Origin of the sequence: Enterobacter sp. KB-280D8 (assembly GCF_041399405.1) — a bacterium.
Lineage (GTDB): Bacteria > Pseudomonadota > Gammaproteobacteria > Enterobacterales > Enterobacteriaceae > Enterobacter > Enterobacter cloacae_N.
Window position 1 is genome coordinate 13,605 of sequence record NZ_JBGKEC010000008.1, and the last position, 16,149, is coordinate 29,753.

Below are 16,149 nucleotides of genomic sequence, written 5' to 3' on the forward strand. Positions count from 1 at the left end.
TCCTCTTTTTTATCTCCGCCGATGGCACGATTTGTCACACTCTTTTCCATGCCTTTACACTCCAGATAAATACGACGTAACACAATGTTTTTATTGGTTATAAAGTGCAATCTTCCTTTTAAAAAAGGGGATATTTCCTCGCCTGTGCCTTCTGTCACAAAACAGTAAACAAATTAACCATTGAGCCCCGTGGCAAAAGGCTCTATATTGGCGGCGTTTTTTTCAGGCCCCCATCTGTTTTTTAACTTTTTATTCAATCGTTGCTCATAGCGAAGCGGCGGTTGTAGGAGTGATATGATGACGGATAAAGTCCGTATTGACACCGTAGATGCCCACAAAAGCAACGAAACCTATCTGGCCCGTCAGGCCGAGTTTGAATCTAACGTCAGGAGTTATCCGCGCAAACTGCCTTTAGCCATCACTAAAGCAGAAGGCGTGTGGATCACCGATGCAGATAATAAAGAATACCTTGACTGTTTAGCAGGCGCAGGGACCCTTGCGCTTGGCCATAACCATCCTGATGTGCTGAAAAGCATCCAAAATGTCATTACCAGCGGCTTGCCGTTACACACTCTGGATCTGACTACGCCTCTGAAAGACGCGTTTTCTGAATACCTGCTCTCTCTGCTGCCAGGTCAGGGCAAAGAGTACTGCCTGCAGTTCACCGGTCCATCCGGTGCCGACGCCGTTGAAGCGGCGCTGAAGCTGGCGAAAAAAGTAACCGGTCGTAGCGGTATCATCAGCTTCTCTGGTGGTTACCACGGTATGACCCACGGCGCACTGTCCGTGACCGGCAACCTGTCACCGAAAGAAGCGGTTGACGGTATGATGCCAGAAGTGCAGTTCATGCCTTACCCGCACGAGTACCGTTGCCCGCTGGGTATCGGTGGTGAAGCGGGCGTGAAAGCGCTGACTTACTACTTCGACAACCTGATTAACGACGTCGAAAGCGGCGTGCGTAAACCTGCTGCGGTGATTCTGGAAGCCGTTCAGGGTGAAGGCGGCGTGAACCCGGCTCCGGCTGAGTGGCTGCAGCGCATCCGTAAAGTGACTCAGGAACACGGCATTCTGCTGATCCTCGATGAAGTTCAGGCAGGCTTTGCCCGTACCGGTAAATTCTTCGCCTTCGAACACGCGGGCATCGAGCCAGACATCATCGTGATGTCTAAAGCAGTGGGTGGCGGTCTGCCGCTGGCCGTGCTCGGTATCAAAAAGCAGTTCGACGCATGGGCGCCAGGTCACCACACCGGTACCTTCCGTGGCAACCAGCTGGCGATGGCAACCGGTCTGACGACGCTGAAAATCCTGAAAGACCAGAACATCGCAGGCAAAGTGGCTGCACAGGGCGAATGGCTGAAAGGCCAGCTGAAAGAGATGGCGAAACGTTATCCGGTCATCGGTCACGTGCGCGGTCTGGGCATGATGATCGGTATCGAGATCGTTAAGCCACACGAAGCCGCTGACCACATGGGCTGCTTCCCTGGCGACGGTGAGCTGTCTGCGCTGATCCAGAAGAAGTGCTTCGAAGCCGGTCTGATTCTGGAGCGTGGCGGCCGTAACGGTATCGTTCTGCGTCTGCTGCCTTCTTTGCTGATCAGCGACGAAGAGCTGAAAATCTTCCTGGATAAATTCGAGCAGGCACTGCTTGCTGCGGGCGTTCGCCCGGCGTAACCGGAGTAGTTGATTACGATGTCTGATTCAAACCCAATTTTGTTCTCCTCTGCGCAGAGCATTGAAGCTTACCAGCAGGCGATTGAACAAAGCACTCAGGCTGTGATGCAGTGGCTGAAACAGCCTGAGATGTACCAGGGCAAAACGGTCGCGGAGCTGCGCGACCGTATTAAGCTGGATTTCAACCCGAAAGGGCTGGGCAACGAAGCGGCGATTGAACGCGCCGTTGAGTTCTTCCTGAAAGACAGCTTGTCCGTCCATCACCCGCAGTGTGTGGCGCACCTGCACTGCCCAAGCCTGGTGGTAAGCCAGGCGGCGGAAGTGCTGATCAACGCCACTAACCAGAGTATGGACTCCTGGGATCAAAGCCCGTCCGCAACCATTATTGAGATCAAACTGATCGAATGGCTGCGTACCCGCGTGGGTTATCAGGCTGGCGACGCGGGTGTCTTCACCAGCGGCGGTACCCAGAGCAACCTGATGGGTCTGATGCTGGCCCGTGATGCGTTCTTCGCACGTCAGGGTCACTCCGTACAGCAGGACGGCCTGGTGGGCGATCTGCGCAAGATCCGCGTACTGTGCTCCGAAAACGCGCACTTCTCCGTACAGAAAAACATGGCGCTGATGGGTCTGGGCTACCAGTCCGTGGTGCAGGTGAAAACGGATGAATTCTCCCGCATGGATCTGACCGATCTGGCGGCGAAAATCGAGCAGTGCAACGCGAACGGCGAACAGATTCTGGCGATTGTCGCAACGGCGGGTACCACCGATGCCGGTGCGATCGACCCACTGCGCGCGATCGCTGAACTGGCGGCGAAGCAAAACATCTGGGTACACGTTGATGCGGCCTGGGGCGGCGCGCTGCTGATGTCTGAGCAGTATCGTCACTATCTGGACGGCATCGAGCTGGTGGATTCCGTAACGCTGGACTTCCACAAGCAGTTCTTCCAGACCATCAGCTGCGGCGCGTTCCTGCTGAAAGAAGCGCGTCACTATGAGCTGATGCGCTATCAGGCGGCATACCTGAACTCCGAGTTCGACGAAGAAGCGGGCGTGCCTAACCTGGTGTCCAAATCCCTGCAGACCACTCGTCGTTTCGATGCGCTGAAGCTGTGGATGAGTCTGGAGGCGCTGGGTCAGGAGCAATACGCGGCAATCATCGATCACGGCGTGACGCTGGCACAGCAGGTTGCGGCCTACGTGAAGGAGCAGCCTGCTCTGGAACTGGTTATGCAGCCGCAGCTGGCAAGCGTGCTGTTCCGCTTCCGCGGACAGGTGCAGACGGACGACGCGGGCATCGCCCTGCTGAACCAGAAAATTGGTGATGCGCTGCTGGAATCCGGCCGTGCAAACGTTGGTGTGACCGAGCATAACGGCATCACCTGCCTGAAGCTGACCCTGCTGAACCCAACCGTGACGCTGGAGGATATCAAAATCCTGCTGTCGCTGGTTGAGCGCACCGCGCAGGAAGTTCTGGCTAAGTAATACAAAACCCCTCTTCCGTCGGGAGAGGGGTTATCTTTATACGCCTGCCCACCACATTCTGATTTTCAATCCCCAGTAGCTCGTCCAGCCCGTTGTGGCGCTGACAACGTTCCCCTTTGACACAATCACCAGCGTTGGCGTTACGCTCACCTGCCACTGCTGCGACAAGGCGCCGCTTGCATCGTTAATCACCGGCATACTCAGGTTTTTCTTTTCAACCCAACGGGCAAGCTTTGCATTATCACCGGAGCGCATGGCAACGCTCACGACGTTACCGCCCTCTTTTGCCAGCTTATCGACCGCAGGAGTTGTATAGCGACAGATGCTGCACCAGGTTGCCCAGACGTAAATCAGCAGCGGGCGCTCCTGGCTGAGCGCCGCGATATCGTAAATGTTACCGTCGATGCTCTGCATTGGCGTTGCGCTAAAGCTGGCGGGTAATGACGGCTTTCGGTATTGATCCACACCCCACATGACCGCCAGCGTAAGCAGAATGAGTATGATCCCCTCCCGCGCCCAGCGGCGCAGGCGACTCAATTTACGGTTATCCATTATGACCTCTCGATTTAACGGAGGTCATCTTAACGGGCTATTCGGCGTCATGCTGTAAAGAAGTGTCGCGTCGCTTTTATTCCGGAGTGTAGCCGCCGTAGTCGTAATGGCTGTACCCCGAGTGGTAATAGAACGCCGCGGATTTCACAATATCATTGAGAATCGCACCTTCAACCTGCACGCCCATTTGCTGCAGACGCTTCAGGCAGTTCTCGATCTCTTTGATGCTGGTTTTACCGAAGCGGGCAACCAGCAACGTGGTTGCAGCGGCTCTGGCGACGAGTAGCGCATCCGTCACGGCCAGCACCGGTGGCGTGTCGACAATCACGATGTCGTACTCTTTGTCTATTCGCGACATTACCGTCCGGAAACGCTCATTCATAAGCAGTTCCACAGGATGCGAAGGTTGTGGTCCACAGGTCAACACGTCAAAACCCCCTTTCTCGAAGCGTTGAATTGCATCCTGCCACTCTACGCTTCCCCCCAGCACGCTGGACAATCCATGGTGGTTGTTCAGTTTGAAAATATTGTGGACATATCCTTTGCGCATATCCGCATCAATGAACAGCACGCGCTGTCCGGCCTGAGCCGCAATCGACGCTAGCGAGGTGCTCACCAGGGTCTTTCCGCAATCCTGCGAAGGGCCTGAAACCACAACGATCCGGTTAGCGGCATCCATCATGGTGAAATGCAGACTTGTGCGCAGCCCGCGCACCGCCTCGACAAACATATCCGCCGGTCGGTCAACGGGCAGGAAAGGTACGTTTGACGTCCTGTGCTTCCACTGGGAAGCAAACAGCGTCCTCCTGCGCAAATGCGTTTTTTTCCAAAGCCACACCGAACGAGGGAGCGTAGCCAGAAGAAGCATTCCCTGCGCTTCCAGCGGTTCAGACGAGGTGATGCCCCGTTTAAAGGCAGAGCGAACCAACACAGTCCCTGCCGAGAGCATCAATCCCACCAGCATACCGAGCACAATGATAATCACTTTGCGCGGTTTGACTGGGGCAGGCTGCGATACAGCAGAGTCAATGATCCGCACATTTCCGATGGCACTGGAGCGCGAGATATTCAATTCCTGCTGGCGCGTCAGCAGCTGCAGGTAGATGGTGCGACCGGACTCAACGTCACGGCTTAAACGCAAAATTTCCTGCTGCGTAGAAGGCATGGATGAGACGCGGTTATTCAGGCGCGTACGTTCCTGCTCAAGGGTCTGCTTTTTTTCCCGTAAGGCGCGGTAGGTTGGGTGATCCTTTTTGAAAAGCTGAGAAACTTCTGCTTCGCGGAACGTCAGCTCGTTAAGCTGATTTTCCACATTAACAACCTGATCAAGAACCGTCTTCGCCTCAAGGGATAAATCGACTGAATCGCGTTGCTCTCTGTAGGCGTTCAGCCGTGCTTCGGCTTCATCCAGTTCGCGGCTGATTTTAGGCAGTTGATCCTGTAAAAACGTCAGGCTACGGGTATCTTTAGCTTCCTGGCGCGCAATATTCTGGCTGAGATAATTTTCAGCAATGGTGTTAAGCACCGCGGCGATCTTGTCAGGCTCCTCTCCCGTTAGCGTTAAGGCGATCATTCCGCTCTGTTTCGCCGACTCCGAAACAATGAGCCGACGCTGAAGGGCGTTAATTGCCTCAAGCTTTGTGACGGTTTTGAGGGAAAACTGGGTCCCTGGTGCCGCGCTGAGGGAGGTGACAAGAAGCGTTACTCCGTCTTTAACCAGCGTTTTCCCAACAACGCCTTCAGCCTCAAGCGTTTTTCCTTCGAGGTGATACCGGCCCTGCTCCTGAACGGTCAGTAAAAGTTCCTGTGGCTTGTCTTCCAGAAGAGGAATAGTCAGCGCGCCAATTGTCAATTCACCCGCTTTACGCCCTCGTTCCAGCAGCGGTCCAATGACGGGCAGCACGTGCCGTTTGACGCTGTACGTTAGCCCCAGCTTATCAACGGTCTCTCCCAGAATCATCCGCGATTTGAGCAGCAAGAGTTCGGGTGCAGCATCAGGTGAAAGATCGGTACCAAACTGGCTTAAGCTTTTGAGCAACGAGTTGTCCTGCTTCGCTTCTATCTGCACAAGGGCATCAGCCTGATAGATCGGTGTGACGCTATATGCATAGATCCCGGCGCATACGGTGAACAGGAGCGTGATGCACGCTATCATTACCCGATGATCAAACATCTCAGCCAACAGCTGAATGAGATCAATTTCATTATCATGCGGTGTCGCAGCACCAAATTTGTCTGATTTATGAGACGACATTATTGCTTCATTCCTTGTTGACGCAAACGACGGGCCCATTCCTGGCTGGCTTTTCCTAACTGCTCGAAAACATATTCGAAGGCTTCCCGGCTTTTACGATACGGGTCGGGAATGTCCTTTGTTTCCAGCCACTGACCAAACAACAGCGATTTCCCCCGATTCTCCGGCGCCACAGAGGCAATAAAACGGAGATGCTCTGGCTCCATCACCAGAATCAAATCGGATTTTTGTAACAGATAACGTGTGACCTTACGCGCCACGTGACCTTCAAGCGAAACGCCATGACGTAAGGCGACTGCCTTTGCAGCCGCATCCGCCGGGCGTCCTTCAAGCCCGAAAATGCCTGCCGAGGATATCTGCGTGTTGGGTAACTGCTGACGCAACAGCCGCTCACCAATCGGTGAACGGCAAATATTGCCGGTGCAAACCACGAGAATTGAATTGAACATTATTGCGGCCACGACCTGATGTAACGGACGGTTTCGGTCAGGTCATGTACGCCACTGATGGTGGGTACCAACTGGGTGATCACACGATTCCAGCGCGAAAGCGGTGCCGTCGTGACATAGACAATGTCGTACGGTTCCAGTTGGAATTCTGTACTCAGCACCATGGCTGAGGCATCTTCCGCATTGAGCTGATAGATGTTGGCGATTTTATCTTTCTCGCCTTTTCGTGAAACCGGGCGAATAACAAAAATTCCGGTTGCATCGGCCATATTCTGGTTCAGCCCGCCGGCACTCCCCAGGGCTTCGGCCAGCGTCATGCCGCTACGATCCATCTTAAGCGTGCTCTGCTTAACCACCTCGCCCATCACAAACACTTTCAGCGCGTCGTTCCGGGGAACAAACAGGATATCGCCCGGATAAAGCAGCTTATTCTGGGTCAAATCGCCATGTTGCATCAGGGCATAAAGTGAAAGCCGCGAATCCTGGCCATCATGCGTAAGCACGACGTTACGCCAGTCGGCATCCGCAGAAAGGCCGCCAGCGGCGTTGACCGCATCCATCACCGTCAGCGGAATATTGGTTATGGGTTGTTGCCCCGATTTTTCGACCTCTCCGGTGACGTAGGCCTTTTGCGAACGGAAGGCGGCAATGCTGACGTCCACCTGCGGGCTCTCAATGACCTTATCCAGCCGCGCGGTGATCTCCTCACGTACCTGCGAAACCGTTTTGCCCGCCACTTTCAGCCTGCCGACGTAAGGATAGAAGAGCGTGCCATCAGCGTTAACCCAGTTACCCGAGTCGCTCGCGCTACGGTATTGCCCTGCGGGCGTCGTGAGTTCAGGGTGATCCCAGACGGTGACCGTCAGAATGTCTCCTGATCCAATGCGGTATTCCCAGTTTTTGATCTGCTCATCCAGATTAGGATTTGCCTGAGATTTCAATACGGCCGGACGCAGTTTTTCAATCAATCCCGGCGTCAGTGGAAAAATTTCCACGTGCTTATCAAGCTGATAATTGACATCTTCCGCAGCAATGCCTTTTTTCCCGGACAGACTCAAATTCTGTCCGGGGGAAAACACACACCCTGTTAATTGACTAACAGTAAGAAATAACAGCGAAAATGCAGTTGTACCTTTCATTATATAAATATTTCTTTTTAACGTTACGTTTATCATCAAGCCCGCAAAGAGACTTTATCTAAGTTTATGAAATTTAATTGCTTATTTTTCTACAATATGAAATTCTGGCATTATAAACGTGACAAAACCGCTCTCTAAAAAAACAAAAGCAATACTCAACCCTGTAAAAAAGGGAAGCAAGCCTGCTTCACCCGAAGACAATATTAAATTTTCTTTAGTGGGAAAGCATTCGCATAGCAGTCCATTCTTGATGTGAAATGTTATTTTCAGAATTTATTAATGAAATAATAAATATTAAAAATACAAGGCGCAGGCAATATTCGCCTTAGTGATAAACATCATCCAATTCGACTACACAAAACCGTCCACTTTTGTTACATTTTTTTTCAAACATACCCTGCGTTGATACTTAAAATGGACTGTCTGCTCCGCTTTGCACGACCCGCAGACAAAAAGTATCTGTAACGATATCACTGGAGAAAAAATGGCTAAGCGTAAATTGCTGCTTCTGGGTGTACTACTGTCTCTGGCGGGATCCGCATTCTCTGCCCCGCAAACCGCCGCTGCGCCATCTGGCATCAAGGCCTATGAAGAACAAGAGTTCATCGCGGATTTCACGAAGTTCAAAATCGGCGATACGGCACCGGCGCAGTATCAAACGCCGGAGTACACCATTAAACAGTACCAGTTGCGTAACCTGCCGGCGCCGGATGCCGGAACCCATTGGACCTATATGGGTGAGAACTATGTGCTGATCGGCGATGCTGATGGCAAGATCTACAAAGCCTACAATGGAGATATTTTCTATCACCGCTAACGCAATTTTGATTCGTCCCTGGCAGGAAAGTGACCGACCTTTCCTGCGCACGCTCTACATCCACGCCCGGCGTGAAGCCTGGCCATGGCTGGACAGTGCAGACTGGCAGCTTGAAGACTTTGACGCGGCAACCCGTGACGAAGTGATTTGGGTTGCTGTTCAGAACGGGCATCGACTGGGTTTTGCCTCCGTCTGGACGAACGATAATTTCCTGCACAACCTGTTTGTCGATCCGCAGTATCAGAGCCTGGGCGTCGGACATGTGTTGCTTGAGCACGTACAGAAGACGTTTACCAGTACGGGTTCGCTTAAGTGTCTGGTGAAGAATGCGCGGGCGGTTGCATTTTACCAGCGCCACGGCTGGCACATCGAGGCGACGGGGAATTCTCCGGACGGCGAATATTATTTGATGCACTATCGGCTGAGTTAACGTCAGGTGGCGCTATGCTTACCTGACCTACACGATCGTAGTTGGCCGGGTAAGGCGAAGCCGCCACCCGGCACTAAGGCGCAGAGGCGTTACACCGCGCGGAAGGCGATTTCACCCGGGATCACTTCACCCTGCCAGTAGAGCTGCGCCGCAACGCGCCCCGCCAGCTGGCGATACATCTCCGCGAATTCGCTGTCCGGACGGCTGACAACCGTCGGTTTCCCGCTGTCCAGATCTTCACGCAAGGAAATATGCAGCGGCATCTGCCCCAGCAGCTGGGTGTGATACTGTGCCGCCAGTTTTTCCGCCCCACCCGTACCGAAGATAGGTTCGTGGTGTCCGCAGTTACTGCAGATGTGCATGCTCATGTTCTCGACGATGCCGAGCACCGGCACTTCCACTTTCTCAAACATCACGATGCCTTTTTTGGCGTCGATCAGTGCGATATCCTGCGGCGTGGTGACCACGACGGCGCCCGTTACCGGAATGTTCTGCGCCAGCGTCAGCTGTATGTCACCGGTGCCCGGCGGCATGTCCAGCACCAGATAATCCAGATCCGGCCACATCGTTTCCTGCAGCATCTGCAGCAGCGCTTTGCTGGCCATTGGGCCGCGCCAGACCATAGCGTTGTCGTCGGTCACCAGGTAACCGATGGAGTTAGTCGCCAGACCGTGCGCCACGATCGGTGCCATATGCGTGCCGTCAGGTGAGGTTGGACGCTGATTTTCCGCACCCAGCATGTTTGGAATAGAAGGACCGTAGATATCGGCATCCAGAATACCGACCTTTGCCCCTTCCGCCGCCAGCGCGAGCGCGAGGTTTACGGCGGTAGATGATTTACCCACCCCACCCTTACCTGAACTCACGGCGATGATGTTTTTCACCCCGTTGACGCCCGGCTGATTTTTCACACGCTTCAGCGTGGCGATGCTGTGGCTCAGCTTCCAGTCAATCGCTTTTGCACCGGTAATGCGCAGCAACTCAGCGCTGGTCTGCTCTTTCAGCGCGTCAAAAGCGCTGGTCCAGACGAACGGCATCTGCAGCTCAACGTGCAATGTATCGTCCAGCCATGCGACGTGGTGTAACGCTTTCAGCGCAGTGAGGTTATGTTTCAGGGTTGGATGCTGAAAGTTAGCCAGCGTCCCGGCGACCATTGCTCGTAAGGCTTCCGGTGATTTGGCCTGGGATTGAGAACTCATCCCGACTCCTTTGTTCTTGTGAATAAGACCTTAGGCAAACAAGTTTACCTGAAAGGCCGCGGTTTGTGCTTACTTAATAATGCCCCTTTTGGTAATATCGAAAACCCTTTTCACAGTTAAAAGAAGTAATGCCTACTATGACTCAAGTCGCGAAAAAAATTCTGGTAACGTGCGCCCTGCCGTACGCCAACGGCTCAATCCACCTCGGCCACATGCTGGAGCATATCCAGGCTGATGTCTGGGTCCGTTACCAGCGAATGCGCGGCCACGAGGTTAACTTCATCTGCGCGGACGACGCCCACGGCACGCCGATCATGCTGAAAGCGCAGCAGCTGGGGATTTCCCCGGAGCAGATGATTGCCGAAATGAGTCAGGAGCATCAGACCGATTTTGCTGGCTTTGACATCAGCTATGACAACTATCACTCCACGCACAGCGACGAAAACCGCGAGCTGTCGGAGCTGATCTACACCCGTCTGAAAGAGAACGGTTTTATCAAAAACCGCACTATCTCTCAGCTGTACGATCCGGAAAAAGGCATGTTCCTGCCGGACCGTTTTGTCAAAGGCACCTGTCCGAAATGTAAATCCCCGGACCAGTACGGCGATAACTGCGAAGTCTGCGGCGCGACCTACAGCCCGACCGAGCTTATCGAGCCGAAATCCGTGGTTTCCGGCGCCACGCCTGTGATGCGTGATTCCGAGCACTTCTTCTTCGACCTGCCGTCCTTCAGCGAAATGCTGCAGGCGTGGACCCGCAGCGGCGCGCTGCAGGAGCAGGTGGCGAACAAGATGCAGGAGTGGTTCGAATCCGGCCTGCAGCAGTGGGATATTTCCCGCGATGCGCCGTACTTCGGCTTCGAAATCCCGAACGCGCCGGGCAAATACTTCTACGTCTGGCTGGATGCGCCAATCGGCTACATGGGCTCGTTCAAGAACCTGTGCGACAAGCGGGGCGACACCGTCAGCTTCGACGAATACTGGAAGAAGGATTCCGACGCCGAACTGTACCACTTCATCGGTAAAGACATCGTCTACTTCCATAGCCTGTTCTGGCCGGCAATGCTGGAAGGCAGTAACTTCCGTAAGCCAACCAACCTGTTCGTACACGGCTACGTAACGGTGAACGGCGCGAAGATGTCCAAGTCTCGCGGGACGTTCATTAAGGCCAGCACCTGGCTGAACCATTTCGACGCGGACAGCCTGCGCTACTACTACACCGCGAAGCTCTCTTCCCGTATCGACGATATCGACCTGAATCTGGAAGATTTCGTGCAGCGCGTGAACGCGGATATCGTGAACAAGGTAGTGAACCTGGCGTCCCGTAACGCAGGGTTTATCGCCAAACGCTTTGACGGTGTGCTTTCTGCCGAACTGGCCGATCCTGAGCTGTATAAAACCTTCACCGATGCCGCCGCTGCGGTTGGCGAAGCCTGGGAAAGCCGTGAGTTCGGTAAAGCGATTCGTGAAATCATGGCGCTGGCCGATGTTGCCAACCGCTATGTGGACGAGCAGGCCCCGTGGGTTGTCGCGAAACAGGAAGGCCGTGACGCCGACCTTCAGGCAATCTGCACCATGGGTCTGAACATGTTCCGCGTGCTGATGACCTGGCTGAAGCCGGTTCTGCCGCAGCTGGCAGCCCGCACCGAGGCGTTCCTGAATACTGAACTGACCTGGGACGCTATCCAGCAGCCGCTGCTCGGCCACAAGGTGAATACTTTTAAAGCGCTCTATAACCGCATCGAAATGAAGCAGGTTGAAGCCCTGGTCGAAGCCTCTAAAGAAGAAGTGAAAGCGGCGGCGGCACCGGTAACCGGCCCGCTGGCTGACGATCCGATTCAGGAAACCATCACCTTCGACGATTTCGCGAAAGTCGACCTGCGCGTGGCACTGATTGAAAACGCGGAGTTCGTGGAAGGTTCTGACAAGCTGCTGCGCCTGACGCTGGATCTGGGCGGCGAGAAGCGTAACGTCTTCTCCGGCATCCGTTCAGCCTACCCGGACCCGCAGGTGCTGATCGGTCGTCAGACCGTGATGGTGGCGAACCTGGCGCCGCGCAAAATGCGCTTCGGCATCTCTGAGGGGATGGTGATGGCCGCAGGCCCTGGCGGGAAAGATATCTTCCTGTTAAGCCCTGACGAAGGCGCGAAGCCGGGCCAGCAGGTGAAATAACAAAAAAGCCGGAGATTCTCTCCGGCTTTTTTGTTCTCCCTCTCCCTGTGGGAGAGGGCCGGGGTGAGGGCATCATGCCGCACCCATGCCACATTTACGCCTTAGGATGATGTACCCGGTGGGTCAGCCCGCGCAGGAAATTGCGCAGAAACTGGTCGCCGCACTCGCGGTAGTTTTTATGATCCGGCGCGCGCATCATGGCGGTCACTTCCGGTACGGATACGCGGTACTTTTGCTCCGTCATGATCGCCACAATATCGTCCGTTTTCAGCGAGAACGCGATACGCAGCTTTTTCAGCACCGTGTTGTTGTTCACGCGGCGCTCCAGCGCCAGCTCCGGCGCGGCCGGATCTTTGCCACGCTTATCGTAAATGAGGCCGTTCAGGAAACCCGACAGAATGATGTCCGGGCAGCGAACGAAGCCCTCTTCGTCTTCTTTGGTCATCCAGGTATCGAAACCTGCAGACGTGGATTCCATATCGGACAGCGCAAGAATGCGCACCATGTCGTTATTGTTTGCTTTCAGGGTGTAGCGCAGGCTACGAAGAATGTCGTTACTTAGCATAGAGCCTTCGAATGTCGATGATGCAATGGCGCGCAGTGTACCAGTTTTACAGGCCAATCGCCTCTTTCAAACTCTTCAGATAGCGACGGCTGACGGGGACGGTCTGCCCGGCACGCAGCACCAGCTCGGCCTGGCCGTTATCTTCCAGGCGGATCTCCTTCAGGTGCGCCATGTTCACCAGATACTGGCGGTGGCAGCGGAGCAGCGGCGTGCGGCTCTCCAGCGTGCGCAGAGTCAGTTCGGTGAACCCTTCGTTCCCTTCCGCACTGGTGACAAACACCCCGCTCAGGCGGCTACTGACAAACGCCACATCATCCATCTGCAGAAGATAAATCCGGCTGTGCCCGGTGCAGGGGATAAATTTCAGCGGCTGCTGGTTCTCCGGCAACAGCGTAACGTCCTGAACGGTTCGCTCCTGGCGTAAACGGCTGAGCGTTTTTTCCAGGCGCTTCTCTTCAATCGGCTTGAGTAAATAATCAAACGCGTGTTCCTCAAAAGCCTTAACGGCATACTCGTCGAACGCCGTCAGAAACACGATGTAGGGGCGATGCTCCGGGTCGAGCATGCCGACCATCTCCAGCCCGCTGATGCGCGGCATCTGAATGTCCAGGAACAGCACGTCAGGGCGCAGTTTGTGCACCGCGCCGATGGCCTCAATGGCGTTGGCGCACTCTCCCACAACCTCAATATCTGGCTGCTCCTGCAGCAGAACGCGCAGGTTTTCCCGTGCCAGCGGCTCGTCATCCACAATCAGCACTCTTAACATGCGTTTTCCTCCAGCGGCAGTCGAACGGTAATACGGGTAAATCGGTCGGGCTCACAGGCAACGGTAATGCCACAGTCATCGCCAAAGTGGGCGCGCAGACGTTTATCCACCAGGCTCATCCCTAAACCGCCGGAGGCGGAAGGCTGGTAAAGCCCGGCGTTATCTTCAATATCCAGCACCAGATGATGGTTAAAACGGCTGGCGGCGATGGTGACCTCCCCTGTCCCCAGAAGCTGCGAGGTACCGTGCTTGATGGCATTCTCCACAATAGGCTGCAGGGTAAAGGCCGGAAGATGCTGATGCGCAAGCTCATCCGGAACGGAGAGCGACACCTGCAGACGGGACTGAAAACGCGCCTGCTCAATCTGCAGATAGGCATTCACGTGCTCAATCTCGTCGGCGAGGGTCACGATCTCAGAGGGCCGCTTCAGGTTCTTGCGGAAAAAGGTCGACAGAAACTGCACCAGCTGCGCGGCCTGATCGCTGTCGCGGCGGATCACCGCTTTGAGCGTGTTGAGGGCATTGAACAGGAAATGCGGATTGACCTGGGCATGTAGCAGCTTAATTTCAGACTGCGTCAGCAGGGCTTTCTGCCGCTCATACTGCCCGGCGAGGATTTGCGCGGAAAGAAGCTGGGCTATCCCCTCCCCCAGCGTGCGGTTGATGGAGCTGAACAGACGGTTTTTCGCCTCATATAGCTTGATGGTGCCCATCACCCGCTGATTTTCCCCGCGCAGCGGAATGACCAGCGTGGAGCCCAGCTTGCACTGCGGGTGCAGCGAGCAGCGGTAAGGCACTTCGTTACCGTCGGCATACACCACCTCACCCGTTTCAATAGCGCGCAGCGTGTAGGTCGAAGAGATCGGTTTGCCAGGAAGATGATGATCGTCCCCGGTGCCGGTAAACGCCAGCAGCTTTTCGCGATCGGTAATGGCAACGGCGCCGATATCAAGCTCCTTGTAGAGCACCTGCGCGACCTTCATGCTGTTCTCTTCGTTAAACCCCTGACGCAGGATCCCTTCGGTCGAGGCGGCAACCTTCAGCGCCGTGGCGGAAAAGGCCGAGGTGTATTTTTCGAACATAGCGCGCTTGTCGAGCAGAATACGCATAAACAGCGCCGCGCCGACGGTGTTGGTCACCATCATCGGGGCGGCAATATTGCTGACCAGGTGCAGCGCATCCTCGAACGGACGCGCAATCAGCAGAATGATCGCCATCTGCGCCATTTCGGCCACAAAGGTAATGGCCCCGGCGGTAAGCGGGCTAAAGACTTTATCCGGGCGACCGCGCTTAATCATATAGCTGTGCACCAGGCCGCCGAGCAGCCCCTCGACGATCGTGGAGATCATGCAGCTGAGCGCCGTCATCCCACCCATGGAATAGCGATGAAGTCCGCCCGTCAGACCCACAAGGCCACCGACGACCGGGCCGCCCAGCAGCCCGCCCATCACCGCGCCGATGGCGCGCGTATTGGCAATAGAGTCTTCGATATGGAGACCAAAATAGGTTCCCATGATGCAAAAAATAGAGAAGGTGACATAGCAGAGCAGCTTGTGCGGCAGGCGTACGGTAACCTGCATCAGTGGGATGAAAAGACGCGTTTTGCTCATCAGCCAGGCAATGACCAGAAACACGCACATCTGCTGAAGCAACAGCAGCACCAGGTTAAACTCGTACATACTCAAAACCGTACACGCTAAAAAACGCGTAACATACACGGATGCGGATGAACTTTCTTTGAAGCATCCCATAAAAGCGTAAAATCGTGTCCGTTATCACACCTTTTTCTGCATATCGCGCATGCTTCGCATTATTTGTCTAAAAATTAACCACCCCTTCCTGGTTCGGCAAAGTGGGTCTACAGTTAAGCTGGGGACGCGTAAGCCAGGGGGCAAATATGGCGCTTTACACAATCGGTGAAGTGGCACTCCTTTGTGATATCAATCCCGTTACCCTACGGGCGTGGCAGCGACGGTATGGATTGCTCAAACCGCAGAGAACGGACGGTGGTCATCGTCTTTTCAACGATGCCGATATCGACCGGATCCGCGAAATCAAAAGCTGGATCGACAACGGGGTGCAGGTCGGCAAAGTGAAGTCTCTGCTGAGCCACGACGACCCGGACACGCAACATCTCTGGCGTGAACAACAGGAAACCCTGCTGCGGCTCCTGCAGGCCGGTAACCTGCAGCGCCTGCGCGCCTGGATTAAAGAGCAGGGGCGCGATTATCCGGCGAAAACGCTTATCACCCATCTTTTCATTCCGCTCCGTCGACGCCTGCAGTGCCAGCAGTCTACCCTGCAGGCGCTGCTCAGTATGCTTGACGGGATGCTGATTAACTATATTGCCGTCTGTCTTGCCTCGGCGAAGAACAAGGCCGGAAAAGATGCGCTGGTGGTCGGCTGGAACGTGCACGATACCACCCGTCTGTGGCTGGAAGCGTGGATCGCCACCCAAAAGGGCTGGCGCGTGGATGTCCTTGCGCACTCGCTGGGGCAGCTCAAACCCGAGTTTTTCGACGGCCAGACCCTGCTGGTCTGGTGCGGCGAAGTGCCGTCCGCCTCGCAGCAACAGCTGCTGACGGAATGGCGTGAGCACGGTTATCCGGTTTATTCCCTGGGCCCGGATGAACCATAACGGCATTTAATGG

The 16,149-nt window shown here is 54.9% G+C and carries 14 protein-coding genes; 6 read left to right on the top strand and 8 right to left on the bottom strand.

Annotated elements, in window-relative coordinates; translation table 11 throughout:
• Positions 1-294: 294 nt before the first annotated feature.
• Together AB8818_RS18290 and AB8818_RS18295 are read left to right on the top strand one after the other, a co-directional pair.
• Complete coding sequence (locus AB8818_RS18290; protein ID WP_014884533.1) at positions 295-1,671, top strand: diaminobutyrate--2-oxoglutarate transaminase; 1,377 nt, start codon at positions 295-297, stop codon at positions 1,669-1,671.
• 18 nt (positions 1,672-1,689) lie between these two features.
• Positions 1,690-3,156, top strand: a complete 1,467-nt coding sequence (locus tag AB8818_RS18295; protein ID WP_116338744.1) for an aspartate aminotransferase family protein — start codon at positions 1,690-1,692, stop codon at positions 3,154-3,156.
• 36 nt (positions 3,157-3,192) lie between these two features.
• Here AB8818_RS18295 and AB8818_RS18300 read toward each other — a convergent pair whose 3' ends face one another.
• The 4 genes from AB8818_RS18300 to AB8818_RS18315 form a co-directional block, all read right to left on the bottom strand.
• Positions 3,193-3,708 carry a protein disulfide oxidoreductase gene (locus tag AB8818_RS18300; RefSeq protein ID WP_116338743.1) on the bottom strand — a complete coding sequence of 172 codons (516 nt, stop codon included), beginning with the start codon at positions 3,706-3,708 and terminating at the stop codon, positions 3,193-3,195.
• Between the two features lie 76 nt (positions 3,709-3,784).
• A complete protein-coding gene (locus AB8818_RS18305; RefSeq protein ID WP_192983097.1) occupies positions 3,785-5,962 on the bottom strand; it encodes a polysaccharide biosynthesis tyrosine autokinase in 2,178 nt (725 codons plus the stop codon).
• Positions 5,962-6,411, bottom strand: coding sequence for a protein tyrosine phosphatase (locus tag AB8818_RS18310; protein ID WP_116338741.1), 450 nt, complete (start codon positions 6,409-6,411; stop codon positions 5,962-5,964). Before AB8818_RS18310 ends, AB8818_RS18305 begins: the two co-directional genes overlap by 1 nt.
• Complete coding sequence (locus AB8818_RS18315) at positions 6,411-7,550, bottom strand: polysaccharide export protein (RefSeq protein WP_166711779.1); 1,140 nt, start codon at positions 7,548-7,550, stop codon at positions 6,411-6,413. The genes AB8818_RS18310 and AB8818_RS18315 overlap by 1 nt, the downstream gene beginning before the upstream one ends.
• A gap of 484 nt (positions 7,551-8,034) precedes the next feature.
• Between AB8818_RS18315 and AB8818_RS18320 the strand changes: the two genes are divergently transcribed.
• Positions 8,035-8,367 (top strand): RcnB family protein, encoded by a 333-nt coding sequence (locus AB8818_RS18320; protein WP_008500887.1) that lies wholly within the window; start codon positions 8,035-8,037, stop codon positions 8,365-8,367.
• The gene (locus AB8818_RS18325) at positions 8,318-8,797 is read left to right on the top strand and encodes a GNAT family N-acetyltransferase (protein ID WP_166711781.1); all 480 of its coding nucleotides are present in this window, start codon (positions 8,318-8,320) and stop codon (positions 8,795-8,797) included. The genes AB8818_RS18320 and AB8818_RS18325 overlap by 50 nt, the downstream gene beginning before the upstream one ends.
• A gap of 89 nt (positions 8,798-8,886) precedes the next feature.
• Here the strand turns inward: AB8818_RS18325 and apbC are convergent, their stop codons facing one another.
• Entirely contained in the window at positions 8,887-9,996 is a 1,110-nt protein-coding gene (gene apbC, locus AB8818_RS18330; protein ID WP_061097640.1) for an iron-sulfur cluster carrier protein ApbC, read from the bottom strand.
• Positions 9,997-10,133: 137 nt separating this feature from the next.
• On the opposite strand from apbC, the gene metG reads away from it, so the two are divergent.
• Positions 10,134-12,167, top strand: a complete 2,034-nt coding sequence (gene metG / locus AB8818_RS18335; RefSeq protein ID WP_116338739.1) for a methionine--tRNA ligase — start codon at positions 10,134-10,136, stop codon at positions 12,165-12,167.
• Positions 12,168-12,261: 94 nt separating this feature from the next.
• On the opposite strand, the gene AB8818_RS18340 is transcribed toward metG, so the two are convergent.
• Genes AB8818_RS18340 through AB8818_RS18350 form a run of 3 tightly spaced genes read right to left on the bottom strand, consistent with a single transcriptional unit; the run spans position 12,262 to position 15,177 of the window.
• Positions 12,262-12,732, bottom strand: coding sequence for a DUF1456 family protein (locus AB8818_RS18340; protein WP_023312442.1), 471 nt, complete (start codon positions 12,730-12,732; stop codon positions 12,262-12,264).
• A 46-nt stretch (positions 12,733-12,778) separates the two neighbouring features.
• Positions 12,779-13,498 (bottom strand): two-component system response regulator BtsR, encoded by a 720-nt coding sequence (gene btsR / locus AB8818_RS18345; protein WP_192983101.1) that lies wholly within the window; start codon positions 13,496-13,498, stop codon positions 12,779-12,781.
• On the bottom strand, positions 13,492-15,177 hold the full coding sequence (locus tag AB8818_RS18350) for a sensor histidine kinase (protein ID WP_192983104.1): 1,686 nt from the start codon (positions 15,175-15,177) through the stop codon (positions 13,492-13,494). Before AB8818_RS18350 ends, btsR begins: the two co-directional genes overlap by 7 nt.
• Before the next feature lie 218 nt (positions 15,178-15,395).
• On the opposite strand from AB8818_RS18350, the gene mlrA reads away from it, so the two are divergent.
• Positions 15,396-16,136 (top strand): HTH-type transcriptional regulator MlrA, encoded by a 741-nt coding sequence (gene mlrA / locus AB8818_RS18355; protein ID WP_192983107.1) that lies wholly within the window; start codon positions 15,396-15,398, stop codon positions 16,134-16,136.
• Positions 16,137-16,149: the final 13 nt, after the last annotated feature.